Genomic DNA, 26,446 nt, shown 5'->3' with positions numbered 1-26,446 from the left:
GAATGTGCCAGAGTTTAGCCGAGTTTTACGAATTGTCCAATGACTATTCACTATTAAATATTAATGCCTCAGCCCAATCATTGTTAGTTCAATAGCTTGTTTCAATACTCATCCATTATTCCATAGCTACGATGCACAATTTAACCCATCTGCCACCAGCTATTTTCTTAATGGGTCCTACTGCAAGTGGCAAAAGCCAGCTTGCTTTGGATATTGCAGAGAATTTTCCAGTTGAGATTATCAGTGTTGACTCTGCTCAAGTTTATCGCTATATGGACATCGGAACGGCTAAACCCGATCAGGCAACGCTATCTCGTACACCTCACCATCTGGTTAATCTTATTGATCCAGATCAGCATTACTCAGCTGCGCAATTTCGTGATGATGCGCTGAATATCATGCATGAGATCACTCGGCACGGCAAAATTCCACTGCTGGTCGGCGGTACGATGCTTTATTTCCGGGCATTACAGGAAGGTCTATCTTTATTGCCGCCAGCAGATCATAATCTACGCCTGATGCTCGAAAATATGGCTAAAGAAGTGGGTTGGTCAGCCATGCATCAGAGACTGGCTGAATTAGATCAAGAAACTGCAGCGCGCATTAAGCCGACAGATAGTCAACGCATTCAACGGGCTCTGGAAGTATGCTATTTAACTCAGCGACCGATGTCTGAGATTCTGAATATGCCTCGGCAAACAAATTTTCCTTATCACAAAATACGCATTGCGCTCATTCCCAGCGAGCGTAGCCAATTACATCTACGCATCGCAGAGCGCTTCGAAGTCATGTTGAACTGCGGATTGATCGAGGAAGTTCAATCCATTCGCCAACAATTTCCTTTCCTTAGTATTGAATCACCATCAATGCGTAGTGTAGGTTACCGTCAAACCTGTTTTTATTTGGATAATAAGATAAAGTTTTCCGAATTGCGCAATATGGGAATTGCCGCCACTCGCCAATTAGCTAAACGGCAACTGACTTGGTTGCGCAGCATGAAAACTGATGCAATGCAGGAATTTGATTGTCTGACAAGGAATTTAACTGCACAGGTGCAACGCTTTTTACAAGAAAGCCTCGGATAGAATTAAAATACCGGTTTGACCTTTAATGCATGCTATTTTCTGAATCTATTGTATATCCTGTCAGTAGGGTTATGATTTAAAATATCTCAGAACAAGAACTTGGTTAACAAAGGCAATCGAACTAAGAACGTTTATGTTGCAGAGTTTGGTTTCATTAGAAAAATACTAATAGGAAAATACTATGCAAATCCATTATAAATTATTTACTTTAGCAGCACTATTGATGACAGTGTTTGTACTGACTGCTTGCGAAAACTACGCTGAAAGAACACATAAATCCTGGGTTCCTCCACCTTCTGCACCGGTTTACGATGACTCGACCATTTATGCACGCATTACTTCAGCGGTGCAATCGGATCCATTTTTACAAGGCACCCAAATCGATATTAAAGTGAACGATGGCAATGTCGTCCTCAGTGGCACGGTTAATAATGAAGATCAGCTTACCCGCGTCAACATGCATACTTGGACCGTGGACGGAGTAAAGAAAGTAGATAACCAGATCGTCAAAAAATAATCAGAAACTGAGCCATCAATTGTCCAGATCTGAATAAAAAAATCCCCAATGACGGGGATTTTTTATTTATTTGATTAAATCAATCAAATTCCACGCAGTAGTTCATTAATACCGGTTTTCGACCGAGTCTTAGCATCTACCTGTTTGACGATCACTGCACAATAAAGGCTGTATTTTCCGTTCTCAGCCGGCAAATTACCTGATACCACAACAGAACCCGGTGGAATATGGCCATAACTGACTTCTCCGGTTTCGCGGTTATAAATTTTCGTACTCTGACCAATATATACGCCCATTGAAATTACTGAATTCTCGCCGACGATCACCCCTTCCACAATCTCTGAGCGCGCCCCGATGAAACAATTGTCTTCTATAATCGTCGGATTCGCCTGCACCGGCTCCAGTACGCCACCGATGCCAACCCCACCCGATAAATGCACATTCTTGCCAATTTGCGCACAGGATCCAACTGTCGCCCACGTATCAACCATGGTGCCTTCATCCACATACGCACCGATATTGACATACGACGGCATTAACACCACATTACTGGCAATAAATGAGCCTTTGCGCACTGCCGCAGGCGGCACGACACGAAAACCACCGTCACGAAAATCTCTTGAACTGTAATCAGCAAATTTTGAAGGTACTTTGTCAAAATAATTAGAAAAACCCCCTTTGATAAAGCTATTGTCTTCAATACGAAATGACAGCAACACTGCTTTCTTGATCCATTGATGCGTCATCCACTCACCATTGATTTTCTCAGCTACGCGCAGTTTACCGCTATCAAGCATTGCAAGAACCTGTGTGACCGCCTCCTTTAAACTGGCATCAACATTGCGCGGTGTAATCTCAGCACGACGATCAAAAGCTTCTTCAATGATGGTTTCTAATTCATTCATATTTTTTCCTGATAATTTAAATTCAAGGCATTGAGTCATAAGGATTTTAAAAAATTTTTCATTCTGCTCATGGCTTCAATACACTCTTGCGGTGATGCAACCAGCGCAATCCGCACGAAATTCTTTCCTGGATTCATACCATGCGCTTCACGTGCCAGATAACTGCCCGGCAGCACTGTCACATTATAATTTTGATATAGCTTTTTGGTGAATTCGGTGTCGCTGATGGGGGTTTTGACCCATAAATAAAAACCTGCATCCGGCATCTGCACTGCCGTTACATCCGATAACAGCGCTACGGCTTCGAAGAATTTCTGGGCATATAAACGGCGGTTTTCTACCACATGCGCTTCATCACTCCAAGCCGCAGCACTAGCAGCCTGAGCGGCTGGACTCATCGCCGATCCATGATAAGTCCGGTACAGCAAAAACTTTTCCAATAGTTTGGCATCGCCGGCCACAAAGCCAGAACGCAGCCCCGGTACATTCGAACGTTTTGACAGACTGTTGAACACCACCAGGCGTGGGAAACCAGTGCGGCCCAGTTGTTGCGCAGCATCCAGCGCTCCCAAGGGCGGATTTTTTTCATCAAAATAAATTTCCGAATAGCATTCATCCGAGGCCACCACAAAACCGTAGCGGTCTGACAACGCAAACAATTCCCGCCATTCATTCAGTTTCATGACGCTGCCTGTAGGATTATTGGGTGAGCATACATAAATCAGTTGCGTGCGTGACCACTCTGCATCGGTTAATTGTGAATAATCCAGCTTGAAATGGTCATCCGGCAATGTATTAATAAAAAACGGCATGGCTCCCGCCAATAGTGCAGCACCCTCGTAAATCTGATAAAACGGATTGGGACAAACTACCCCCGGCTGAGAAATGCTGCGATCAATCACCGCCTGCGCAAAGGAAAACAGCGCTTCACGGCTGCCATTGACTGGAATGATTTCTGTATCTCGATTGATATCGGTTAGCTTAAAACGCCGTTTAATCCATGCCGCGATGCTGGTGCGTAACGATGAGGTTCCATGTGTCGTCGGATAAGTGGACAAACCATCAAGATTGTTCACCATCGCCTGACGAATAAAATCAGGTGTTGCATGTTTGGGTTCACCAATCTGCAATTCGATTGGACTTAACGCAGCATTACGCGTGATACCTTCAAGCAGTTGCCGCAATTTTTGGAACGGATAAGGCTGCAGTTGATTCAGATTTGGATTCATACCCTGTGTTAGCCGCAATGCTCAGTGATAAGCTTTTGCACTGACTACCTCAAAAATTGAATAATTTGTTGTGCGCGGATTATAAAACGCACTGGCAAGAATGAACAACTTAAACCAAATCATGTTGCAGCAATCGGGAATCTGTGTTTCATTTGATCACACCTGCACCCAGACAGGTTGAGCCTAATTAGGATATTATGAGACTCTAGGAAAAGGCTATTTTTATTGCATTGCTTATTTTATCCATCATAAGCCGATTTAAGCTTGGCAATATCGATCTTTTTCATTTGTAGCATGGCTTGCATCACTCTCTCTGATTTTTCAGAACTGGAATTGCCTAGTAGATCACCCAGAATTTCCGGGACAATTTGCCAGGAAACACCGAATTTGTCTTTCAGCCAACCACATTGCTGAGCTTGTTCATCGCCGCTTTGGAAGAGCTGACTCCAGTAATAATCTACTTCGTCTTGTGTTTTACAAACTACCTGGAACGATATGGCTTCATTAAACTTGAACGCCGGTCCTCCATTGAGGGCGGTAAATGTTTGACCATCCAGCTCAAATTCCACAGTCATAATAGATCCTTCCGATTTGCAATGGAACTCGAAACCTGCTTTACCATACCGGGCAATTTTTTGATGCGTGAGTTCTTAAAAATGGCCGTGTAAAAATTGGCCGCTTCTTCGGCTTGGTGATCAAACCATAAGCAGGGGTTGATTTTTTGCATACATTTACTCCCAAAATATTCAAGCCGCTTTCCTCTTCTCCAGGAAAGTGACTCCTGTTACCGAGTTACTGTTTTCTTGAATAGGTAGTCTCCAGCATTTTCATTTCCTGACCACCATGATGAGTACCATACATCACAAATTCCTGGCTATTGCTATCTATAATCTTCCAGATGGCGCGATGTGTCATCTGTCCTCCTCCCACTTCGGCATGCTGGCCTTTAAAGGTAATGATTTTACCATCTTCACTGGCCGTGCCATCCATCATGAAAACCCCCGTACTCATCGTACTGATCCATGTCGAAACATATTGCTTGAGTAGATTATCGTATCCAATGGTCCAGATTGCTGAAAAAGGCTTTTCGTGCATAGTACCGGTAATCTCTTGCTGCAGGTAGCGCCCGTCTAGCAGCATTTTTATATCTGCGGTGCCCGTGGATTCAATGAAGGGTTTCTGCGGATCCATCCATTCTTTAGTCTTCGTCGTCCAACTACCTGTGAGACTTGCCATTAACTCATGAGGTTTCCCTGGCGTAGCCAGCTTAGTGTAAACCTCCATCATTTCTCGCGGATCCATCTGTTTATCACTATGTTTGTCATCAGCAATAGCAGCAGATATCGCTAACAAAACATAAAAAGCAGTAAAAATAAATTGTAATTGTATATAGCGCATGATTTCCTCGTATAAGATTTAATTTATCAATAAAAATAGATTTTCTAGAAGTCAACAATTATCTTGAAACCACCGTATACCATACGCTTGCAATCGAACGGCGGAGAATCGGAATTCATCATTCCTGCCAAACGTGGATCAGCCATCACTGCCTGATTAATTCGGTCACGCTGTTCCCTCGATTCAAAGACGATCCATGCAAAATTAAGAGCCATTTAAAAAATTCAATCGCTCTGGTGGCCTCCAGCTCGCGCGACCGATTAAATCAATAGTCTCAATTGGCTCGAACCATCCAGCCCAAACAATTGCCACACTTCAATTCACACTCACTCCTTCGCCCAGAGGATTAGGAAAGCGCTTGCTCCATTCGATGGCTTTGGCCTTCGACATGCCTTTGATCATAATGCAATAAGTTCTTGGTTTCGGTGAAAAGCCTATCAGTTATATTAATTTTGCCATCGCGTACTCTAACTGTTGTAGCGGTAGAATCCAGTTGCAGGCTTCCTAGTCCAACGGCTGCCACATCGATGCCAACCTTACGCATAACTTACGTAAGCCAAACCTAAGACCAAGTCATTCTAGAGGCTACGACTGGAAAATCGAGATAAATCGGATTCCAACAGTGATGAATGATGCTACCGAAGGTTTCTTGATTAAAATGGTTAAGAATGCATAACCTGTACATCTGTACAAGCTCAAACCAGACTGTACAGTTACCGAACTGATCGCATATCTGTTGGCTTACTTAATAATATAAGTGGCTGATTAATATATATTAATAGTTTTTAAATGCTGAACCAACTATTCATTAAAACTGGTACAAACTGGTACAAATATATCAAACAATCATTACAATGTTCAAGTTGACTTTCTAGTGGCTTACTAAGTTATCCTCTCTCTTGGCCCCAAAAAAAACCACAGAATCAAACCGACTAAAGGCAGAATCAAAATTATTACTATCCATAATACTTTGTTACCTGTAGATGCTGAACTTTGAGTGACCTTTACAATTGCCCATACATCCAGGACTAACAAAATAAGACCAGAAATACCACCAACTTCAATATCCATGATTATTTTCCTATTTTTGAATTAATGCAAACTCAATATCACATATAAGATAAGTAATTGCACTGTGGGGCTCTTACTAGAAGGAAGCAATAATGAATCCAAGCAGCTAAAGATTTAGCTGAAGTACTTCACAGCTATCGATCATAGATTTTCCTCTATTCATCGTTCACATAATTTATAGATATCCATTGACTCAGATGGATGTGAGTGTGCCGCGATTATCCACGGTTATGAGTACAGTTATTGGCCTTTGGAAAATTCAACGTTCAATAGTCTTATAAGTTCCTCAAAGCAATGAATCTCTTCGTCTCTAGCCTTTTAGTAGCTAGTCTGCAGACTTTTCAATTGCTCTGCCACCACTCTGAACATCCTTCCCCACTCCTCTCATAGTGTTGCATGCAGATAACTGAATAACAGCAATCAAGGCAATCATAAAAGTTAACATTTTCATAATGAGCTCTTTTTAATCTAATAATGATAAGGTTTTCTTTTAAAATCGTTAGAAGAACCATAACAAATAATACCAAGCTATTTTTTATAATCCTCCTCATCCTCATGCTAGTCTGTACGTAATCGTACATTTCATCTGGAGAAGTGAGTTCTCATGAATATTGTATTGATCCAATTCCGTACTTTCCAAAGCCTTTCTTTAAATTTGATACTATGAAATGACATGGCTCTGTTACTTTGTGAATAAACTTGCTCTTCCGCGAGACTTTGATTCCAAGTATAATTTGTTTACTTTTCCCCATATACCGCCAATTTTCTCAGTCTATTGGTAGTTTCTAGAGGATTGGAATAAATGAAACCGCCTATTCGTATTGCTGTCACTGGCGCAACTGGACAGATTTGCTATAGCCTGCTATATCGCATAGCGGCAGGTGATATGTTTGGCAAAGACCAGCCGATTATTCTACAGTTACATGATATTACTGATGCGCAGCCCTTGTTTGATGGCATTGTCATGGAGCTTTATGACTGTGCCTTCCCGTTATTAAGAGAAATTATTACTACAGACAATCCAGAAGTTGCGTTCAATAATGTCGATATTGCTTTGCTGGTAGGTGCACGCCCGCGCGGGGAAAATATGGAACGCAAAGACCTCCTTGCAGCCAATGGTCCTATTTTTATTGAACAAGGAAAAGCACTCAATGCAGTCGCCAAGCGGAATGTCAAAGTGTTAGTCGTTGGCAATCCTGCCAATACGAATGCTTACATCACTCTAAAAAATGCTCCCGATCTTGATCCTGGTAATTTCTCAGCAATGTTGCGGTTGGATCATAATCGTGCATTATCTCAGGTTGCGTTAAAGCTGCGAGTGCCTGTGTCAGATGTAAAGAAAATAATCGTATGGGGCAATCATTCCAATACACAATTTCCTGATTTAAGTCATGCAACCATCGGTAACAACAAAGTAACCTCTTTGTTAGCAGATCCTGCATGGATAGAAAACCACTTCATCCCGACAGTCCAGAAACGCGGCGCGGCAATTATCGAAGCGCGTCGTGGCAGGTCAAGCGCCGCCAGCGCCGCCAATGCCATTATTAATCATATGCAAGATTGGGTTTTTGGCACTCCGGAAGACAATTGGGTTTCAATGGGAGTACCTTCCGATGGCAGCTATGGTATTCCTGCTGGCGTCATCTTCAGCTTCCCAATTATCTGTCAGAACGGTCAGTATGAAATTGTTCAGGGATTAGAAATAAATGAACGGGACAAGGAAAGAATGCAGAAAAGCTACCAGGAATTGGTTAACGAACAAGCAGCAATTAAACATCTACTGAATTAAATTTGAGTTAAATCTGAGATACCAGTTTTTCCATATTTTAGCGGGATAAAGAGCTGGCTGCCTCTCGAATAGCAATTAACACTGTGACATCCAGATGGCCATCTGCAATACGTTGCGTCTTTTGCTGAAAACGACTGATCGCCTGACGCGTCGCTGAACCCATGACACCGTCGGCTTCGCCGGCATCAATACCTAATTTCGACAAATCTATTTGAAGCTGGCGCACCTGTTCCCGTGTTATTCTTATAGTATCAACTGGTGGCGTGCGTTGTAATGCAACTGCGCCTGCAATACGATCTGCCAAGTGCCCTACTGACAAGGCGTAAAATTCAGATCGATTCCAACGCATGAGAATATAAAAATTCCTGGTAACCAAAAAAGCCGGTCCTTGATGGCCGGCGGGAACGAGTAATGCAGCTCTCTGTTCTATCGGCGGCAATGGCGCTCCAGATGCTGTGGTAATACCCAGTTTTGCCCATTCCGCCTGACTCAGCATTTGATCTCGTCCGGCCAACGAATAATCAAAAGCCGGTGGCAATCGAACTTCTTGTCCCCAATTTAATCCTGAAATCCAGCCCAGTTGCTGCAAAAAGTTTGCCGCTGACCCCAAAGCATCCGGAATGCTGCCCCATAGATCACGGCGTCCATCGCCATCGATATCTTTAGCATAACTTAGAAAAGTTGACGGCATGAACTGCATATGTCCCATCGCCCCTGCCCACGATCCAATCATCCGCTCAGGAGAAATATCCCCCACATCAATGATACGCATCGCATTGAGCAATTCTTGTGTAAAAAAATTACTGCGGCGTTGATCGCACGCAAGCGTAGCTAAGGAATCAGGGACCGACCAATCACCAAAATGAGTGCCATAATTAGTTTCCAAACCCCAGAATGAAATCAGATATTGTGCCGGAACACCGGTTTCTTGTTGAATCTGATCCAATAAAGTACGATATCTGACTAATAATTCTCGGCCGCGCTGAATGCGCTCATCATTAATACGTATGTTAAAGTAATTTGCAAATGTCTGTGTGAATTCTGGCTGGCGCCGATCCAATTCAATGATGCGCTGTAAGTATTTAGTCTTGCTCAATACTTGCTGAACCGTTCTATCGGAGATCCCTACAGTTCTTGCTTGAGAACCGATTCTGGCTATGCATTCACTAAACTGATTGTTATCCGCATGGACAGCTGGTATCCAGCCAGAAAATACCAGTATTCCTAAAAATATATACCCGCAACTTAGTCTGTAAAGTAGGGAAAACTTAAGGAAACGCTGATTAATTGACTGCACGGGCGAATCGCTTTGTTGCGCGGTATTCGCTTCCTCGTCTATCTGATTGATATGTCTCGGTTGCTGCGTTCCGTGCGCCTCGCGCTTCATCACGTTCGCCGAATTAATCAGCGTTTCCTTAATTTTTATTGAATAGCTTGATACAAGCACTTGCATTCTCTTACTTTCGATAAGGGCAAGCTGGCTTAATGCAATCCGCATAGAGGGATAATGAATGCTCCTGTAATTTAAATCCATGATCTTGGGCAATAGCGATTTGGCGTTTTTCTATTTCCGCATCATAGAATTCTTCTACACGACCACATTGCAGGCAAACCAAATGATCATGATGACCATCGCTTTTTAGCTCAAATACGGCTTTGCCGCTTTCAAAATGATGTCGTTCCAACAAACCAGCTTGCTCAAACTGTGTTAAAACACGATATACAGTAGCCAAACCTATGTCTTCACCTTCATTTAGCAATTCCTTATAAACATCTTCAGCAGATAGGTGACGCACACTGCTTTGTTCAAACAAATTCAGGATCTTAAGTCGTGGTAAGGTTGTTTTAAGCCCAATGTTTTTGAGATCTATGCTTTTCAGATCGCCGGAATTACTCATGGTTATCTCTGTTCAAAAAATAATTTACTGTATCATATAGTGTTACGCTTACATTAGAAACATATCATATCAATAAAATGGTTGTAAAAACTTTCATGCTGCTCATTTCTCTAGTCTTGACAGGGTGCTCATTTCTTCCTCATATTCTCTACAAAATTGATGTACAGCAAGGCAACGTGGTTACCGAAGAAATGCTAGAAAAATTAAAACCTGGTATGACCAAATCCCAAGTTTTGTTTGTCATGGGATCGCCCTTGATCGTCGATACCTTCCGTGACAATCGATGGGATTATGTTTATGTATTGCGAGAAAGTGGCGATCTCGTTGAGCAGAAAAGATTAACCATATTTTTTGAAGATGACAAGCTGATCAATATGGAGAATTATTTAAGTTTCTCCAAAGATCCGATAAAGCCCAAGCCTGCAGAAGCCAGACCAGAACCTGCAACGAGCAAACCTGAAGAGACGGAAACAAAGTAAACTGATAGTTTATATTCATTTTTTATTTAAATTTATAATCATCACACCAATAACATGATCACTCAAAAAATCGCTATCGCAGGCAGTGCTGGACGCATGGGCCGTACATTACTGGAAGCGGTTGAGCAAGCACCAGATATACAACTCGCTGCTGCACTGGAGAGAATCGGCAATCCTTACCTGAATAAGGATGCGGGAGAATTGATAGGTACCCGTTGCGGTATTCCTGTTGTCAGCGATTTTGCTGCCGCCCTGCAAGATTGCCATCAACTCATTGACTTTACCCGCCCTGAAGGCACTCTTGCGCACCTTGCCATTTGTCGCGAATCCGGGGTAAAAATGGTGATCGGCACAACCGGCTTTTCAACAGAAGAAAAAGCTCAACTCAAAGCAGCAGCAAAAGATATCGCCATTGTATTTGCCCCGAACATGAGCGTCGGTGTGAATGTGACTTTCAAGTTGCTAGAGATAGCCGCCAAAGTGCTCAATGAAGGATATGATATTGAAATTGTTGAAGCCCATCACCGTCATAAAGTGGATGCGCCATCTGGCACGGCACTGCGGATGGGAGAAGTCATTGCTGATGCTTTGAAAAGAGACCTGAGTAAAGTAGCGGTTTATGGACGTGAAGGTGTTACTGGCGAAAGAAACCCGCAAACTATCGGATTTGCCACCATTCGTGCAGGAGATATCGTAGGTGATCATACTGCCATGTTTGCCGGTATCGGTGAGTGCGTGGAGATTTCGCATAAAGCCAGCAGCCGCATGACTTTTGCAATGGGTGCGCTGCGCGCAGTACGTTTTCTGACCGACAAACCGAATGGTCTATTCGATATGCAAGATGTGCTCGGTTTACGTTAAATACTTACAGTGATCATAGATCAAATACCATTTAAATAAAACAAACGGCAGCCGACAATGGCAACTTATGCAATGGGTGATCTTCAAGGCTGCTTTACGGCATTTCAGCGTCTGATGGATCTTATCCAGTTCGATCCTGCTCAAGACAAACTATGGCTGGTCGGAGATATTGTTAATCGTGGCCCAGATTCATTACCGCTATTGCGGTATATCAAACAGGCTGGCGACGCAGTGATCATGGTACTGGGTAATCATGATCTGCATTTATTAATGGTCGCAGCAGGAATAATAAAAAGCAACCCCAAGGACACTATCCGGCCCGTTCTGGATGCACCTGATCGAGATGAACTATTGCACTGGTTGCGACAGCAAAGGTTATTTTATGTCGCGGGTCCATATGCCATGGTACATGCAGGATTATTACCATCCTGGTCAATTGCACAAGCTGAGCAATTGGCCCGCGAAGTTGAAAATGCTTTGCGTCAAGACAATGATCAGGAATTATTAGCATCCATGTATGGCAATGAACCCAATTACTGGCAGGATGAATGGCCAAGTAATGTACGCTTGCGGGTGATCATCAATGCGATGACACGGATGCGCATTTGCACACGGGATGGCAAAATGAATCTTGCTTTCAAAGGTGATCCGCAATCCATTCCCTTGGGTTATTTGCCATGGTTTAACTTGCCTCAGCGGGCCAGTCAGCACCATACCATCATCTGTGGACATTGGTCTGCATTAGGATTATATCTGACGGATAATTTGATTGCGTTAGATAGTGGCTGCGTTTGGGGCAGGCAATTAACTGCTATCCGGCTGGAGGACCGAAAAGTTTTTCAACTTTCTTGTGTGGGATAGGCAGTGACAGCGTATCCGCAATCGCTCGTTCCGCTAAACGGGCTAATTCCCGCCGATTCTTCGTCCCGCATTGAATTGGCTCATCAAAAGTTAATTCAACATCAATTTTTACCTGACGCAGTATTCTTTGTAACGATAAAACCAGCGAGGGTTCTATAAAAGCAACTTCCTGGCAAATATCTCCCGCCACATTGCGATAACAAATAGCTACAGGATAAAGTAGCGCATCTGCAGTGATAGCCGATTGCAGCAGTGAAGCATGAAAATGACTTAATTCTGTACCATCTGTCGTGGTTCCTTCTGGAAAAACTGTAACACGTTCGCCCTTTTCCAGTACCTCAATAATTTGTTGATTGATGCGTAAAGTATCGTTACGTTTTGCGCGCTCAATAAATAATGTAGCCGTATTTCTACTCATTAATCCTAATACTGGCCAATCATTGATCTCTGATTTAGCCACAAACCGGCTCGGACATGCTGCCATCAATACACAGATATCCAACCACGATACGTGATTAGCAGCAAACAATGCACGTGTTACTTCCGGACCTGGCAGTCTGCCATGACAATGCAATTTAATATTCAGAATCGACAATAGGCTACTTGCCCACTGTTGCATGATGTGCCGCTGAATGTGCAGCGGGAAAAATGGATAAGCAAATGATTGCAATAATCCTGAAGTGACATGTAACAGCAATTGAATCAGGCGAATAAGGCGTAATAATAGCGGAGTAGTTTTCTGCATCAGGCTTGTTGTGCAGGATGACATAGGAGAAAATCACTTAAGTTATGGTTCTTTTCAGTTACCTAAATCATATTTATTGATGAAAATTCTTAATAGAAGTGCATAACCTTCTATAAACAAAGAACTTATTATTCTTAATTTTTATTAAAATGCGCTCAAATCTATAGTAAAATGTGCGGCATTTTGCATTGCAGGCTATTTTGTTCCTCATCCAGCCAAGCAATTATATCGTAATAATCCGGAATTCCAGCCATTTGATAGGAAATAATCACGGATTTATTGAATGACTTTCTGATTGTTTTCCGCTACCACAAAAGTTTTAAAAATAATTTAAAAAATTTATCAATCATTGGAGATGAGAAAGAATGAAACAAGCAGTCCTGTTATTTTGCATTCTATTTTTTTGTTCCCATCATGCGCTTGCTCAGAAAAACAATCCGGATATCAAATCGCAAGCTGCCATCGTCTTTAATGCGCAAAATGAGCGTATTATCTATGATAAAAATGCAGACAAAGTAATGCCAATCGCCTCCATTACCAAGCTGATGACCGCCATGGTCACTCTTGACGCACACTTGCCACCGAATGAAAAAATCACTATTACCCAAGCTGATGTCGATAAACTGAAACGCACGTCTTCACGATTGCCTGTGGGCAGCAGTTATCCACGCCATGAATTATTACGGTTAGCGCTAATGTCATCGGAAAATCGCGCCGCAGCAGCATTAGGTCGCACTTATCCCGGTGGCACGCAAGCATTCGTTCAGGCTATGAATCTAAAAGCCAAGAAAATTGGAATGGTTAACAGCCGCTTTGTCGATTCTACCGGTCTGAATAGCGGAAATGTCTCTACCGCGCGGGATCTGGCGAAACTGGTATCCGCTTCCAACAACTATGTTCCTATTCGGGAATTCTCAACCACATCCAAGCATTTTGTATCACCTGGAAATAAACGCGGCCAGTTACAGTATGTCAACTCCAATAGCCTGGTGCATAACCAGAATTGGGAAATTGGTGTTTCTAAAACCGGCTATCTGAATGAAGCTGGACGCTGCTTAGTCATGCAAGCCAACATTTCTGGTCAGCCCGTTGTGATTGTTTTATTGAATTCCTGGGGCAAAAATACCCGAATTGGTGACGCCAATCGCGTAAAAAAATGGATAGAAGGCAATCAAGGTCGCAGACAAGTATAAAAAACTGGGATTAGATAGAAGTCAGGTTATAGATTTTACGATACTTGTTCTTAAGGTAATCAACGAAATAATCCGGATTCAAGCCCTCGCCCGTGACGCGCTGAACGAGCTGTTGTGGTGTATACAGCCTACCCTGACGATGGATTTTTTCGTTTAACCAATTTTTAATAGGTACAAAATTTCCTTCTGCAATATTTTTTTCGGTATCGGGTTGCTCACTCAGCAGTGTTTTATAAAATTGACATGCATAGATCGCACCTAAAGTATAAGAAGGAAAATAACCAAATGCACCTCCGCTCCAATGCGAGTCCTGTAAAACGCCCAGCGCGTCAGTGGGCGGCTCAATACCCAAATACTTCAACATCAGTTCATTCCAGATCTGCGGCAAATCATCTACCAATATAGACCCATCAAACAAACCTTTCTCGATTTCGTAGCGCAGAATAATATGCAGCGGATAAGTCACTTCATCAGCTTCTACCCGGATAAAATCGGGTTTGCAGATATTAATCGCGCGATAAAATGAATCGACGGTAACAGATCGCAGATTATTTGTAAAAGCTGTACGGATCATCTCAAAATAATGCGTACAAAAAGGCCTGCTTTGTCCGATCATGCGCTCCCAAAACAGAGACTGGGATTCATGAATGCCCATCGTTAGTGATTCCGCTGCCGGCAAATCCCCCATCGCAACAGGGCGTCCCTGTTCATAAATCGCATGTCCCGTTTCATGGATTACCGCATACAACGATTCAATGAAACTACTTTCCTTGTAACGCGTAGTAATGCGCACATCCGTTGGATGACTGCCGCCGCAAAAAGGATGCACTGACATATCCATACGTCCCTGCGAAAAATTAAAACCCATGTCTTGGCTTATTTTGCGTGCTAGTGCTTCCTGCTTATCCAGCGCAAACTTACCCTGTAAAAATGAAGTATCTGGTTGATAAGAACGGCTCTGAATGGTATGAATCAACGGTATTAATTCCGCTTTTAGCCGCTCGAATATCGGCGTGATCATTTCCATTGTTGTGCCGCGCTCAAACAAATCAATATTCGCGTCGTAGGGTTTAAGGTCAGGCCAGACACATTGTGCCCATTCCTTCTTTAATTCCAGAAAACGTTTGATGACCGGCGCAAATTTTGAAAATTTGTTGTCCTGGCGCGCTGCTACCCAAATGCCATGCCCGAGTGAGCTTAATTCGGCCAGTTCCTGCACCAACTGTTTAGGAACTTGAGTTTCTTGTTCATAGCTGCGCCGCGCCTCACGAATATTGCAGCGCTCCACCTTATTCCAGGAATCGAGATCCACATTTTTGAGTTCATTCAGACAATCCCCGAGCCCTGGATCGGTTATGCGTTCATGAATGACACCAGCCAGCGCTGCAATCTGCTTGGCACGCGCTTCACTTGCACCTAGCGGCATCATGACTTCCTGATCCCAACCTAGCGTACTCAGCGCACCGTTCAAATGGGCAATTTCTTCCAATTTTTTAACCAAATTCTGATAGTGTTGATTCATATTTTCATTATCCGATTTAATTCAAATGCTGGGGTGCAATCCACCTGATTTCAGAGGATAGTGATAAAATCACGAGCCAATATCATAACAATTTTAACAAGGCCAACAATTCATACTGCCATGCTCTGGATAAAATCACTGCACATCATTTTTATGGTTACCTGGTTTGCCGGTCTATTCTACCTGCCGCGTTTATTTGTCTATCACGCCATGTGTGAGGATCAACCCGGTAAGGAACGCTTCAAGATCATGGAGCGCAAGCTCTATTACGGCATCATGACACCCGGCGCAGTGTTAACTGTTGTTTTCGGTGTGTGGTTGTGGCTGGGTTATGATTTTTCTGGTGACTGGCTATATGCCAAGCTGACATTGGTTTTGACATTGATCGTTTATCATTATTACTGCGGAAAATTTGTCACTGCTTTTAAAAATGACAGTAACCAGCATGGCCATGTGTTTTACCGCTGGTTTAATGAATTTCCGGTACTGATTCTGTTTGCTGTTGTGATGCTAGTGGTAGTTAAACCAGATTTAACGTAGTTAATTTATGGATTTTCTGAATAATTGTCCATACAAATCTAATATTCTATTGCTCAAATTATGTACAGTTATGTACAGTTCAGTCCAGATTACCATGCATCAATTTCACGTTTAAGTTGTTTAAGTACCTCACTGCTAAGAATTATTCATCTGTTATTAATCATCCATCACCACCTGCCCCGGAAACAACACATCTGTAAATCCAAACAAACGAAAATCCCTGATGCGCATTGGATAGAGAATCCCTTGTAAATGATCGCATTCATGTTGCACCACCCGTGCATGAAAACCGCTGACTTTGCGATCAATCATTGCTCCGTATTGATCTACACCCTGATAACGCAATTGCGTGTAGCGCGGCACCACGCCCCGCATTCCTGGCACACTTAAGCAGCCTTCCCAACCCTCTTCTTCTTCATCGGATAATGGCGTCAATTCAGGATTAATCAAAACAGTGAAAGGAACTTCTTCTGCCCGTGGATAACGCGGATTATGGGTTACTCCGAAGATCACCACCTGCAAACTCACGCCAATCTGCGGCGCGGCCAGTCCCGCACCGTTCAAGGATGACATGGTATCTTGCATATCCTGGATTAAGGCATGCAGTTCAGGGGTGTCGAATTGAAATTGATCGACTTTTTTAGCCACTTGGAGCAACAATGGATCGCCCATTTTAAGGACTGGTTTAATAGCCATCACGACTCACCACATATTCCAATATGTTCCTGACACTCACCATTGCCCGTTCGAGCACTGCGTAAATCTCCCTCAGCGGTATGCCATTCACGTTAGTGCCTCGCCCGGCAGCGTAATTAGCCACTACCGCAAGGGTGGCGTAATTCAACCCTAATTCCCTCGCCAGCGCTGTTTCCGGCATACCGGTCATACCGACCATATCCGCACCATCACGTTCAAGCCGACTGATTTCAGCGGCTGTTTCCAGTCTTGGGCCTTGTGTCGCTGCATAAACTCCTCCATCAATAATTTCCTCATTGGCATGGGTAGCCGCTTGTAGCAGCAATACACGTGTTTGCTGGCAATACGGTATGGTAAAGTCAATATGTGTTACACGCTGGTCTGTGGTATCAAAATAAGTGAATTTACGTCCGTGAGTATAGTCGATAATTTGATGCGGAATTACCAAACGGCCCGGAATCAAGTCAGATCGAATACCTCCTACCGATGCTACAGCAATGACATGAGATGGTTTCAACGAATGCAATGCCCATAAATTTGCACGATAATTGACAGCATGGGGTGGTATTGTATGACCATGACCATGCCGCGCCAGAAAAACAACATCCTCGTTCTTCAATTTACCGAACGTCAATGGACCAGAAGGTTCTCCATATGGTGTTCGTATAATTTGCCGATTTGATATCTCGAGGCAGGACAATTGCGTTAATCCACTCCCGCCAATAATTGCAAGCATTGCTCACCTATTTCTAGTTCAATCTTTGACTGCGTAGATAGCGGGTAAATTCCGCCAAACACCTTGAATATCCATTCCAAAACCAAAAACATATCGGTTAGGTACCGTTAATCCAACAAAATCAGCCTTGCATGGCTTGGATTTGCCTGTTTCTTTTTCCGCAAATACCGCACTATAAAATGCTTTGGCGCCACTTATCAATATCTTGTCACGAATGGCGGCCAGCGTAACCCCTTCATCCAGAATATCATCCAGCACCAGAACAATTCGGTCTTTCACGGTCTCATGGGGTTCGACTTGCCAGCGAATGGCTCCGCCATGCTTTTTTTTGTCATAGCGTGACAAATGCAGATAATCAAAATCCAACGGGAATTGAAGTTGCGGCAGCAATTGTCCCGTAAACACCACAGCCCCGCCCATCACACACAATACCAATGGCTGCTGGTGGGATAAAGCCTGCGTGATTTCAGCCGCCAGTCGCTGTACTGTTTGCGATACGACTTGCTCTGAATGAATTAATTCAGCAGCATCCAGAATCTGTCGTGCTTGTTGATAGTTCAGCATAAATTTCAAATATAAATATTATTGCAATAATTCCAGTAACCCTGCTTCATCGAGCACAGGAATGCCTAAACTCAGCGCCTTATCATATTTACTGCCGGGACCGGCGCCTACAATTACATAATCAGTTTTTTTGGAAATACTCCCGCTAACTTTAGCACCGAGTGACTCAATTTTTTCTTTAGCTTCTTCACGGCTCATTGTCGACAGTGTTCCAGTCAGCACAAATGTTTTTCCAATCAACGATGCTGATGCGTTAGTCAATACTGATTTTCCCTCATGCTCATTCCAGCGCACGCCGCATGCACGAAGCTGCTCAATGACTTCGCAGTTATGCTTTTCAGCAAAAAACTCTACAATGCTTTGGGCAACTACAGGACCGATATCAGGGATTTGTTGCAAATACTCAGAATGTGCCTCGATCAGCCGATCCAAGCTACCCAAGTAATTAGCCAAATCTTTTGCCGTCGCTTCACCAACATTGCGGATACCCAAAGCATAAATAAATCTCGCCAGCGTAGTTTGTTTACTTTTTTCGATTGCCTGCAGAAGATTATTGGCCGATTTATTCGCTATCCGTTCCAGATTAACTAATGCAGCCAGTCCTAGCTTATACAGATCTGCAGGTGTGCGCACAATGCCATGATTTACCAGCTGGTCCACCAGTTTATCACCCAAACCATCAATATTCATTGCTCGCCGTGATACAAAATGCAAAATCGCCCGTTTTCGTTGCGCCGGGCAAAATAATCCGCCGGTACAACGGAATACCGCCTCATCCGGGAGCCGTACAACTTTGGCACTACACGCCGGGCAGTGTGTCGGCATAGCGAATATCCGCGTATCAACTGGGCGTTTTTCCACCATTACAGATACCACTTCCGGAATCACATCGCCTGCGCGTCGCACGATGATAGTATCACCAATACGCATATCCTTGCGCTCGATTTCATCAGCATTATGCAGTGTTGCGTTGGTTACCGTCACACCACCAACAATCACTGGCTTTAAACGTGCAACCGGCGTTAAAGCACCTGTTCTGCCGACCTGCACATCAATATCCAGTAATTGGGTGACCGCTTCCTGAGCTGGAAATTTATGTGCGATTGCATAACGCGGCGCACGCGACACAAAGCCAAGCTTCTTCTGTTGCAGTAAAGAGTTGACTTTATAAACCACACCATCAATCGCATACGGCAGCTGATCGCGTTGTGCACTAATCGCTTGATAATAATTCAACAATGCCTGAAGACCCTTGACGACCTGACATTCCTTTGCAATTGGGAAATGCAATGTAGCGAGATATTTCAGTACATTGTTGTGTGTATCCTGCGGTATGGGTGCATCCTCATATCGACCGACTCCATAAGCAAAAAAAGTAAGGCGCCGGGTTGCGGTAATAGCCGGGTCGAGTTGGCGCAATGAGCCTGCCGCAGCATTGCGTGGATTGGCAAATTCCTTTTCACCTTTAGCCAGTTGTCGTTGATTCAGAGCCAGAAAGTCAGCCTTCAGCATCAGCACTTCCCCTCTCACTTCCAGCAGTGACGGAGGATTTTTTACCGGCAATGATAAAGGAATAGATTTAATGGTCTTCAAGTTTAAGGTAATATCCTCGCCGGTATTGCCATCCCCCCGAGTCGCACCTGTTATAAACACGCCATTTTCATAACACAAACTGACTGCAAGTCCATCAAATTTCGGTTCGACCACATATTCCACCCTATCAACGGATAATCCCTCGCAAACACGCCGGTCAAATGCTTCCACTTCTGCCTTATCGAAGGCATTGCCCAGCGACAACATGGGTACACGATGCGTAACATGCGAAAATGCCTTAAGTGGTGGGACACCAATGCGCTGCGTGGGCGAATCTGCCGTGATCAGTTGAGGGTAATCCTGCTCAATTTGCTGCAATTCGCGAAACAATTTATCGTACTCAGCATCAGGAATACTTGGATTGTCCAATGCATAATAGCGATAATTATGCAATTCGATTGCAGCACGCAAATCCCGTACATGCAATTTTATTTTCTCAATGTTTTCATTCATACTTTATAACTTATGTGCTGTGATATACGATGCTGTCGATCTTATGGAATACGGATTCATGCCAGAGTTGGTGCCGCAAGATCATAAGATCATAAATAGCTTACTTCATTTAATATCCACACAAAATCTACAATGAAGCTTAGTAAAGCGTATATAGAAAATTTCCATCTTGAATAAATCAGCTATTTACTTTCAGACATTTATTTATATGTCTTGAGATATTCTCTTATGATTGACAACAAATTAAAAATCCGCATTCAAATTCAGCAGCCGCATCAAGCCATAGAACAGATTTATCCCGACTTGCCTGAACCAGAGATCACCTATGAGCAATCGCTGGACTGGAGAAAGATTTCCATAGCCGTTCTGCTTCTGATACTTATTCTTGCTTTGGTCGACTATGTTCTTTCTGGTACCGATCAGCGCAAAGTTCCATTAAGCGACACCATGCCGTTCATTGATCAGGCCACTTCCATGCAGGAAAATAAAATGGCAGCAGAAAAAGCCGCACCAGAGCCTGAAATAAAGGATAAGCCTATCGCAAACAAATCCATTGAGGCACAACCTGAACACAATGACTCTCCAAACTTAGCGCCATCCAAAGGCATTACCCAGTCTGAACCAATAAAAAGCCGAGTCGAACCTGCCAAAACATCGATAGCAAAACCTAGGCCAGTTCCAAATGTTAATAGGTCAATTGTAATTCCACGCAAGAAACCTAAAATCATCCTCCAATCGAAACCTCCAAAAATATTGGATCACTCCCAGGTACTCAGGGCCCAATTAAGCCAAGCTATAGAAGCGCATGAGTCGGTCGACGCTATCGATGCTATCCAGTTGCACCAGGGTGAATCCAAACCGATTTACTTTTATCTGCATTTAAAGAATCTGCAGGGCAAAAAGGTCAGCGTCGCGTGGTATCGCAACAATATACTTGACTCACAATTGTCGCTGGAAATTCATAATGACAATTGGCGAACTTATTCGAGCAAGCAATTGGATTTTCAACGGCTGGGAATCTGGCGGGTTGAATTGCTTGATGAATCCGGCACTCAATTGGCCGCAAGGAACTTTACCGTCACTCAACATTGAATTTCATCCAATAATTTGAGGATTCCGTATGAAATACTGCAGCAATTGTAGCGCCATTGTCGAATTGCTTATTCCTGAAGGCGATTCTCTGCCACGATATGTGTGTACTACCTGCCATGTCATACATTATCAAAATCCAAAGATGGTTGTGGGCTGTATACCTGAATGGGAAGATAAAATTTTGCTGTGCCGTCGCGCCATAGAACCCCGTCGTGGCTGGTGGACGCTACCCGCTGGCTTTATGGAAAATAACGAAACGTTGGCACAGGCAGCAGCTCGTGAAACTCTGGAAGAGGCCAATGCCAGAGTAGAAATGGGTAACTTATACGCCATTTACAGCCTTCCTCATATTAGCCAGGTTTATCTATTATTTCGTGCACGGCTGCTTGATCTTGATTTCAAGCCTGGCATTGAAAGCCTGGAAGTCAAACTCATGTCTGAACAGGAAATTCCTTGGGAAGACATGGCGTTCCGGGTCATCCACGATCCCCTGAAGCATTATTTTAAGGAACGTAGTCAAGGCAAGCTAGGGTTTCATATGGGTGTAATTGATCGATCGCCAGGCAATGCTTGATATAACCTACAAATTAATGCCCATATCAAAAACGAAGGTTTTAGATTCTCTTAGGGCAGGATATAATAATTATTTTTCATAAATTCCTATGAAGCATTTATTCCTATTATTGCTGTTGTGCCTGGCTGCCTCTTCAGTATTTGCCCAGCAGCAAGGCATAACCATAGCAGCTAAAGCTTACATGCTTTCGGATTTCCAAACCGGACAATCATTAGCTAGTCAAAATGCACATGAGCGTATCGAGCCAGCCTCCCTTACCAAACTGATGACTGCCTATGTAGTATTCTCAGCCTTGAAGCAAAACCGCCTTGCATTGAATCAGGTAGCGCCGGTATCCGAAAGCGCCTGGCGAATGATTGGTTCACGCATGTTTATCGAACCTAACAAACAGGTAACTATCGATGAACTGATTCGAGGCATGATCGTACAATCGGGAAATGATGCTTGCATTGCTCTGGCAGAGGCAGTTGCCGGTTCAGAAATTAGCTTTATCGACATGATGAATAAAGAAGCTGAGCGTTTGGGGATGAAAAATACGCACTTTACCAACTCAACCGGATTACCCGATCCCAATCATTATACAACGGCGCATGATCTTAGTTTGCTGGCAGCTGCTATCATCCGCGATTTTCCTGAATTCTATCCATTGTATTCACAAAAGGAATATACCTATAACAACATTACCCAACCGAACAGAAACCGGCTATTATGGATAGATCCACATGTGGACGGCATGAAAACAGGATGGACGAAAGATGCTGGTTACTGTCTGATTACATCGGCGATACGTGATAAAAGACGGCTCATATCGGTAGTGATCGGCGCCAAATCAGCCAACGCGCGTAGCGTTGAAAGCCAACGATTACTCAATTACGGCTTCCAGTCTTATGACACCCTGCATTTATATAAGAAGAATGACTCGCTGACCACGATTCATTTATGGAAAGGTACTCAAAACGAATTAAAAGCTGGTTTTGATCGCGATGTTTATTTCACGCTGCCCAAAGGGCAATCAGACAGACTGAAAGCCACCATGGAGTACAAGCAACCACTGATTGCTCCCATTCAGCTGGGCCAGGAAGTAGGAACAGTAAGATTTACGCTTGATGACAAAATCATCGAAACTTACCCATTAGTTGCTTTGGAAAAAGTTGAAATGGCCAATATCTTCGGTCGTGCATGGGATAGCGTAAAACTGCTCTTGAACTAATCCCTATCTCAACACATTATAAAGACTCACATGATATATCTGAACGGTAAATTTATGCCTATTGAGGAAGCATACATTCCTGTTCTGGACCGTGGTTTCATTTTTGGTGATGGCGTGTATGAAGTAATTCCCGCGTATTCGCGCAAACCTTTTCGCCTCGCCAGGCACCTCAATCGATTACAACACAGTCTGGACGGAATTCGGCTACAGAACCCATTCAGTGATAAGGATTGGGAAAACTTGTTGGAGCAAGTCATTGCCAAAAATGAAGGGGAAGATCAATATCTTTATCTGCACATCACCCGTGGTGTAGCTAAACGGGATCATGCTTTTCCCGTTGATGTCCCGCCTACTGTTTTTATCATGAGCAATCCATTGTTGCCACCGCCTGCACAATTGCTGGTTGGCGGGGCATCCGCCATTACCGCCGTCGATAACCGCTGGATACGCTGCGACGTCAAGGCTATATCTTTGCTGCCAAATGTATTGCTGCGTCAATTGGCAGTGGATGTACATGCACTTGAAACCATTCTGATCCGAGATGGGTTTTTGACGGAAGGTGCCGCCAGTAATATATTTGTTGTCAAAAACAAGGTACTGCTAGCACCCCCCAAGAGTCATTTGATGTTACCCGGAATTACTTATGATGTGGTGCTTGAGCTGGCAGTAGCGAATCAGATTCCACACGAAATTAGGGAAATCTCAGAAACAGAAATTCGCACGGCGGATGAAATCTTACTGACATCATCCACCAAGGAAATTATGCCGATCACATCGCTGGACAGCAAACCCGTTGGAAACAGGAAACCTGGAAAAATGTTTACTCGCTTATATATGCTCTATCAGCAGTATAAAGCCACTCATATGCGTGGGCACTTTCCTGACGCTGCAAGCTCATAAAATCATACTCTGGAATATTTGAATTCAGGGGGTTTAATTTCTCACATGACAGAGCAGCCTTCTTTAATTGAATATCCTTGCGACTTCCCGATCAAAATCATGGGCAAAGCACAGCAGGATTTCACACAAACTGTGCTGGCTATCGTCAAATACCATGCACCTGATTTTGACGACGCAAGCATGGCGATCAAAGCCAGCAAGAATGGTACTTATTTAAGTATTACCTGTACCATTCGCGCAACTTCCAGATTACAACTAGATGCGCTATATCAAGCATTATCGGATCATCCGATGATTGCTGTGGTATTGTGAGTGATTATGCAAGATCATGACCCTTCAATGGATTATGACCAATACCGTTTCAAGGTCCGAAACATAGGGCTATCCGATTATTATGCCACTTGGCAAGCTATGAAAAACTTTACCAATACCCGAACCTCTGAAACGCACGATGAAATTTGGTTATTACAACATCCTCCGGTTTTTACGCAAGGCATTGCGGGAAAGCCTGAGCACTTATTGCACGACCATGGAATTGCTTTGATCAAGACCGATCGAGGCGGCCAAATTACCTATCATGGGCCAGGGCAAATTGTCGCTTATCTGCTACTGGATATACGCCGCTTAAAGCTGGGTGTGCGAGAATTGGTCAGAAACCTGGAAAATGCCGTGATAGACTTGCTGCAAGATTATTGTATCAAAGCCGTGGGGCGTGTTGAAGCACCAGGGGTATACGTCGGTAATGCCAAAATCGCTGCACTGGGACTCAAAATCAAAAAGAATTTTTGCTATCACGGCATCGCGCTTAATGTTGATATGGATTTAACACCCTTCTCCTACATTAATCCCTGCGGCTATCAAGGCTTGCAAGTGACACAAACCAAAGACTTGGGTATTACCGATGGACTAGAAATTTTGAATACCCGGCTGGTAAACCAATTACAAGAAAAACTTTTCAAAGGATCACCTAGCTCATATGACCACTGATATTCGCCAAAAAGGGGCTGATAAAACGGCACGCAATCCGATTAAAGTTACCCCACAATCACGCAGTGACTTATTGCGCAAACCCTCATGGATACGTGTTCGCTCATCCAATAGCGAAAACTTTTATGAAGTTAAGCGGCTGTTACGCGAACACAAACTGCATACAGTTTGCGAAGAAGCTTCCTGCCCCAATATTGGCGAATGTTTTGGTAAAGGCACAGCCACTTTTATGATTCTGGGTGATTTATGTACCCGCCGTTGTCCTTTTTGTGATGTCGCGCACGGTAGACCCAAGCCACCAAATGCCGACGAACCACTGCATCTTGCTCAATCGATTGCCGCCATGAGATTAAAATATGTCGTGATTACCAGCGTGGATCGCGACGATCTGCGTGATGGGGGTGCACAGCACTTTGCCGATTGTATTCGTGAAATACGCGCACACTCACCGCACACAAAAATAGAAACTCTGGTGCCAGACTTCAGGGGCCGCCTGGAAATTGCGCTTGAGAAACTCGCTGCTTGTCCACCGGATGTTTTAAACCATAATCTCGAAACAGTACCGAGATTGTATAAACAATGTCGGCCTGGCGCTGATTACGCCCACTCATTGAAATTATTGAAAGACTTTAAGGCTGATTTTCCTCACATTCCGACTAAATCAGGTCTGATGCTGGGTTTAGGCGAGACAGATGAAGAAATTATGGAGGTATTGCGCGATTTACGCGAGCACAACGTTGAAATGCTGACGATTGGTCAGTATTTGCAACCCAGTATCGGTCATTTACCGGTGATGCGCTACGTCACACCCGAAAGTTTTAAAGTATTCGAACAAACAGCGCTCGAAATGGGGTTTAGTCACGCAGCATGTGGACCAATGGTGCGATCCAGTTATCATGCAGACCAACAAGCGCATGAATCCGGTCTGCTCTAACGATGTTGATTCCTCAAAAATTACATTTTATGCAGGACAATCTCAAAGTCATGCGTTATTTTTACAGTATTCTTTAACATAATTGAGGCCGAGCAATACTTCTCTGCAGACAGATGAATGGCACGTTCCACTTGTTGCGGATTCAAATTGTTTCCCGTGATGATGAAATGCAAGTGAATGTGTGTAAACACCTTTGGATCAGTGGTCGCGCGCTCTGCCTCGATCTCTACCACACAATTACTAATGTCTTGGCGGCTTTTTTTCAGAATCAGCACCACGTCAAACGTGGTGCATCCGCCCAGTCCCATCAACAGCATTTCCATCGGACGCGGTCCGAGATTTTGTCCGCCGGCTTCTGGAGCTCCATCCATCAATACCGAATGGCCGCTGCCTGATTCGGCTAAGAAACTGACATTTTCTTTCCACGTGATCCGAGTTTTCATTTCCTTCCCGATGAATGCATAAGAATACTATTTGTAACGCGAGTTCGACATAAAAAAAGCTGTAACAGGAATCCGGATTCCTTATGATGAAACGATTATGAGAAAGAGCTTCATCACTGGAGGAGTCAGATTCCGATGGATACTATAGCGATTTTTTGTGCAATTGACGAC

General features: G+C 43.7%; 33 protein-coding genes. 15 read left to right on the top strand and 18 right to left on the bottom strand.

Going from position 1 to position 26,446, the window contains the following annotated elements:
- The first annotated feature begins 131 nt into the window (after nt 1-131).
- Nucleotides 132-1,085, top strand: a complete 954-nt coding sequence (gene miaA, locus BM021_RS06805; protein ID WP_090720202.1) for a tRNA (adenosine(37)-N6)-dimethylallyltransferase MiaA — start codon at nt 132-134, stop codon at nt 1,083-1,085.
- 181 nt (nt 1,086-1,266) lie between these two features.
- Nucleotides 1,267-1,602, top strand: coding sequence for a BON domain-containing protein (locus BM021_RS06800; protein ID WP_090720200.1), 336 nt, complete (start codon nt 1,267-1,269; stop codon nt 1,600-1,602).
- A gap of 83 nt (nt 1,603-1,685) precedes the next feature.
- Here the strand turns inward: BM021_RS06800 and dapD are convergent, their stop codons facing one another.
- The 9 genes from dapD to BM021_RS16040 form a co-directional block, all read right to left on the bottom strand.
- A complete protein-coding gene (gene dapD, locus BM021_RS06795) occupies nt 1,686-2,507 on the bottom strand; it encodes a 2,3,4,5-tetrahydropyridine-2,6-dicarboxylate N-succinyltransferase (RefSeq protein ID WP_090720252.1) in 822 nt (273 codons plus the stop codon).
- Between the two features lie 35 nt (nt 2,508-2,542).
- Entirely contained in the window at nt 2,543-3,736 is a 1,194-nt protein-coding gene (dapC, locus tag BM021_RS06790; protein WP_090720198.1) for a succinyldiaminopimelate transaminase, read from the bottom strand.
- A 239-nt stretch (nt 3,737-3,975) separates the two neighbouring features.
- Nucleotides 3,976-4,311 carry a VOC family protein gene (locus tag BM021_RS06785; protein ID WP_256207818.1) on the bottom strand — a complete coding sequence of 112 codons (336 nt, stop codon included), beginning with the start codon at nt 4,309-4,311 and terminating at the stop codon, nt 3,976-3,978.
- The gene (locus BM021_RS16045) at nt 4,308-4,463 is read right to left on the bottom strand and encodes a VOC family protein (protein ID WP_256207817.1); all 156 of its coding nucleotides are present in this window, start codon (nt 4,461-4,463) and stop codon (nt 4,308-4,310) included. The genes BM021_RS06785 and BM021_RS16045 overlap by 4 nt, the downstream gene beginning before the upstream one ends.
- Before the next feature lie 65 nt (nt 4,464-4,528).
- The gene (locus BM021_RS06780; protein ID WP_090720196.1) at nt 4,529-5,134 is read right to left on the bottom strand and encodes a DUF1579 domain-containing protein; all 606 of its coding nucleotides are present in this window, start codon (nt 5,132-5,134) and stop codon (nt 4,529-4,531) included.
- 44 nt (nt 5,135-5,178) lie between these two features.
- Entirely contained in the window at nt 5,179-5,349 is a 171-nt protein-coding gene (locus tag BM021_RS06775; RefSeq protein WP_090720194.1) for a DUF1428 family protein, read from the bottom strand.
- A 131-nt stretch (nt 5,350-5,480) separates the two neighbouring features.
- Nucleotides 5,481-5,678, bottom strand: coding sequence for a YciI family protein (locus BM021_RS06770; protein WP_090720192.1), 198 nt, complete (start codon nt 5,676-5,678; stop codon nt 5,481-5,483).
- Nucleotides 5,679-6,016: 338 nt separating this feature from the next.
- On the bottom strand, nt 6,017-6,205 hold the full coding sequence (locus BM021_RS06765; RefSeq protein ID WP_090720190.1) for a PLD nuclease N-terminal domain-containing protein: 189 nt from the start codon (nt 6,203-6,205) through the stop codon (nt 6,017-6,019).
- Between the two features lie 325 nt (nt 6,206-6,530).
- A complete protein-coding gene (locus BM021_RS16040) occupies nt 6,531-6,593 on the bottom strand; it encodes an entericidin A/B family lipoprotein (RefSeq protein ID WP_256207820.1) in 63 nt (20 codons plus the stop codon).
- Between the two features lie 414 nt (nt 6,594-7,007).
- Between BM021_RS16040 and BM021_RS06755 the strand changes: the two genes are divergently transcribed.
- The gene (locus BM021_RS06755) at nt 7,008-7,994 is read left to right on the top strand and encodes a malate dehydrogenase (RefSeq protein WP_090720186.1); all 987 of its coding nucleotides are present in this window, start codon (nt 7,008-7,010) and stop codon (nt 7,992-7,994) included.
- Between the two features lie 37 nt (nt 7,995-8,031).
- On the opposite strand, the gene BM021_RS06750 is transcribed toward BM021_RS06755, so the two are convergent.
- The gene (locus tag BM021_RS06750; RefSeq protein WP_090720250.1) at nt 8,032-9,381 is read right to left on the bottom strand and encodes a lytic murein transglycosylase; all 1,350 of its coding nucleotides are present in this window, start codon (nt 9,379-9,381) and stop codon (nt 8,032-8,034) included.
- A gap of 70 nt (nt 9,382-9,451) precedes the next feature.
- Nucleotides 9,452-9,892, bottom strand: coding sequence for a ferric iron uptake transcriptional regulator (fur, locus tag BM021_RS06745; RefSeq protein WP_090720184.1), 441 nt, complete (start codon nt 9,890-9,892; stop codon nt 9,452-9,454).
- Nucleotides 9,893-9,969: 77 nt separating this feature from the next.
- On the opposite strand from fur, the gene BM021_RS06740 reads away from it, so the two are divergent.
- The 3 genes from BM021_RS06740 to BM021_RS06730 are packed head-to-tail and all read left to right on the top strand — an operon-like array spanning nt 9,970 to nt 12,093.
- Nucleotides 9,970-10,371, top strand: coding sequence for an outer membrane protein assembly factor BamE (locus BM021_RS06740; RefSeq protein WP_090720182.1), 402 nt, complete (start codon nt 9,970-9,972; stop codon nt 10,369-10,371).
- 54 nt (nt 10,372-10,425) lie between these two features.
- Nucleotides 10,426-11,232: a 4-hydroxy-tetrahydrodipicolinate reductase gene (dapB, locus tag BM021_RS06735; RefSeq protein WP_090720180.1), complete on the top strand. Its 807-nt coding sequence runs from the start codon at nt 10,426-10,428 to the stop codon at nt 11,230-11,232.
- Between the two features lie 57 nt (nt 11,233-11,289).
- Nucleotides 11,290-12,093, top strand: a complete 804-nt coding sequence (locus tag BM021_RS06730; RefSeq protein WP_090720178.1) for a symmetrical bis(5'-nucleosyl)-tetraphosphatase — start codon at nt 11,290-11,292, stop codon at nt 12,091-12,093.
- On the opposite strand, the gene BM021_RS06725 is transcribed toward BM021_RS06730, so the two are convergent.
- Entirely contained in the window at nt 12,044-12,838 is a 795-nt protein-coding gene (locus BM021_RS06725) for a lysophospholipid acyltransferase family protein (RefSeq protein WP_090720248.1), read from the bottom strand. The two genes, BM021_RS06730 and BM021_RS06725, sit on opposite strands and share 50 nt — an antisense overlap.
- A gap of 365 nt (nt 12,839-13,203) precedes the next feature.
- Here BM021_RS06725 and pbpG point away from each other — a divergent pair, with 365 nt between their 5' ends.
- The gene (pbpG, locus tag BM021_RS06720) at nt 13,204-14,031 is read left to right on the top strand and encodes a D-alanyl-D-alanine endopeptidase (protein WP_090720176.1); all 828 of its coding nucleotides are present in this window, start codon (nt 13,204-13,206) and stop codon (nt 14,029-14,031) included.
- Between the two features lie 10 nt (nt 14,032-14,041).
- On the opposite strand, the gene BM021_RS06715 is transcribed toward pbpG, so the two are convergent.
- Nucleotides 14,042-15,553, bottom strand: coding sequence for a carboxypeptidase M32 (locus tag BM021_RS06715; protein ID WP_090720174.1), 1,512 nt, complete (start codon nt 15,551-15,553; stop codon nt 14,042-14,044).
- Nucleotides 15,554-15,673: 120 nt separating this feature from the next.
- Between BM021_RS06715 and BM021_RS06710 the strand changes: the two genes are divergently transcribed.
- Nucleotides 15,674-16,093: a CopD family protein gene (locus tag BM021_RS06710; protein WP_090720172.1), complete on the top strand. Its 420-nt coding sequence runs from the start codon at nt 15,674-15,676 to the stop codon at nt 16,091-16,093.
- Nucleotides 16,094-16,249: 156 nt separating this feature from the next.
- Here BM021_RS06710 and def read toward each other — a convergent pair whose 3' ends face one another.
- Genes def through ligA form a run of 4 tightly spaced genes read right to left on the bottom strand, consistent with a single transcriptional unit; the run spans nt 16,250 to nt 20,135 of the window.
- Nucleotides 16,250-16,789 carry a peptide deformylase gene (def, locus tag BM021_RS06705; protein ID WP_090720170.1) on the bottom strand — a complete coding sequence of 180 codons (540 nt, stop codon included), beginning with the start codon at nt 16,787-16,789 and terminating at the stop codon, nt 16,250-16,252.
- Nucleotides 16,779-17,525, bottom strand: coding sequence for an S-methyl-5'-thioinosine phosphorylase (locus BM021_RS06700; protein ID WP_090720168.1), 747 nt, complete (start codon nt 17,523-17,525; stop codon nt 16,779-16,781). The genes def and BM021_RS06700 overlap by 11 nt, the downstream gene beginning before the upstream one ends.
- An 18-nt stretch (nt 17,526-17,543) precedes the next feature.
- Nucleotides 17,544-18,089: a hypoxanthine-guanine phosphoribosyltransferase gene (locus BM021_RS06695; protein ID WP_090720166.1), complete on the bottom strand. Its 546-nt coding sequence runs from the start codon at nt 18,087-18,089 to the stop codon at nt 17,544-17,546.
- Nucleotides 18,090-18,107: 18 nt separating this feature from the next.
- Nucleotides 18,108-20,135 carry an NAD-dependent DNA ligase LigA gene (gene ligA / locus BM021_RS06690; protein ID WP_090720164.1) on the bottom strand — a complete coding sequence of 676 codons (2,028 nt, stop codon included), beginning with the start codon at nt 20,133-20,135 and terminating at the stop codon, nt 18,108-18,110.
- 228 nt (nt 20,136-20,363) lie between these two features.
- Here ligA and BM021_RS06685 point away from each other — a divergent pair, with 228 nt between their 5' ends.
- The 7 genes from BM021_RS06685 to lipA all read left to right on the top strand — a co-directional run bounded on the left by BM021_RS06685 (nt 20,364) and on the right by lipA (nt 25,832).
- Nucleotides 20,364-21,227, top strand: coding sequence for a DUF2914 domain-containing protein (locus BM021_RS06685; RefSeq protein WP_090720162.1), 864 nt, complete (start codon nt 20,364-20,366; stop codon nt 21,225-21,227).
- A 28-nt stretch (nt 21,228-21,255) separates the two neighbouring features.
- Entirely contained in the window at nt 21,256-21,801 is a 546-nt protein-coding gene (locus tag BM021_RS06680; protein ID WP_090720160.1) for an NUDIX hydrolase, read from the top strand.
- Between the two features lie 88 nt (nt 21,802-21,889).
- Complete coding sequence (locus BM021_RS06675; protein ID WP_090720158.1) at nt 21,890-23,011, top strand: D-alanyl-D-alanine carboxypeptidase family protein; 1,122 nt, start codon at nt 21,890-21,892, stop codon at nt 23,009-23,011.
- Between the two features lie 30 nt (nt 23,012-23,041).
- Nucleotides 23,042-23,911 carry a D-amino acid aminotransferase gene (locus BM021_RS06670; RefSeq protein ID WP_090720156.1) on the top strand — a complete coding sequence of 290 codons (870 nt, stop codon included), beginning with the start codon at nt 23,042-23,044 and terminating at the stop codon, nt 23,909-23,911.
- A 45-nt stretch (nt 23,912-23,956) separates the two neighbouring features.
- Nucleotides 23,957-24,223, top strand: a complete 267-nt coding sequence (locus tag BM021_RS06665) for an HP0495 family protein (RefSeq protein WP_090720155.1) — start codon at nt 23,957-23,959, stop codon at nt 24,221-24,223.
- A 6-nt stretch (nt 24,224-24,229) separates the two neighbouring features.
- Nucleotides 24,230-24,898: a lipoyl(octanoyl) transferase LipB gene (gene lipB, locus BM021_RS06660; protein ID WP_090720153.1), complete on the top strand. Its 669-nt coding sequence runs from the start codon at nt 24,230-24,232 to the stop codon at nt 24,896-24,898.
- Nucleotides 24,888-25,832, top strand: a complete 945-nt coding sequence (gene lipA / locus BM021_RS06655) for a lipoyl synthase (protein WP_090720151.1) — start codon at nt 24,888-24,890, stop codon at nt 25,830-25,832. Before lipB ends, lipA begins: the two co-directional genes overlap by 11 nt.
- Nucleotides 25,833-25,852: 20 nt before the next feature.
- On the opposite strand, the gene BM021_RS06650 is transcribed toward lipA, so the two are convergent.
- Nucleotides 25,853-26,275 (bottom strand): OsmC family protein, encoded by a 423-nt coding sequence (locus BM021_RS06650; protein ID WP_090720149.1) that lies wholly within the window; start codon nt 26,273-26,275, stop codon nt 25,853-25,855.
- Nucleotides 26,276-26,446: the final 171 nt, after the last annotated feature.

Source organism: Nitrosomonas sp. Nm166 (assembly GCF_900112825.1).
Taxonomy (GTDB): Bacteria; Pseudomonadota; Gammaproteobacteria; order Burkholderiales; family Nitrosomonadaceae; genus Nitrosomonas.
This window is presented reverse-complemented; position numbering and strand designations above follow the sequence as displayed.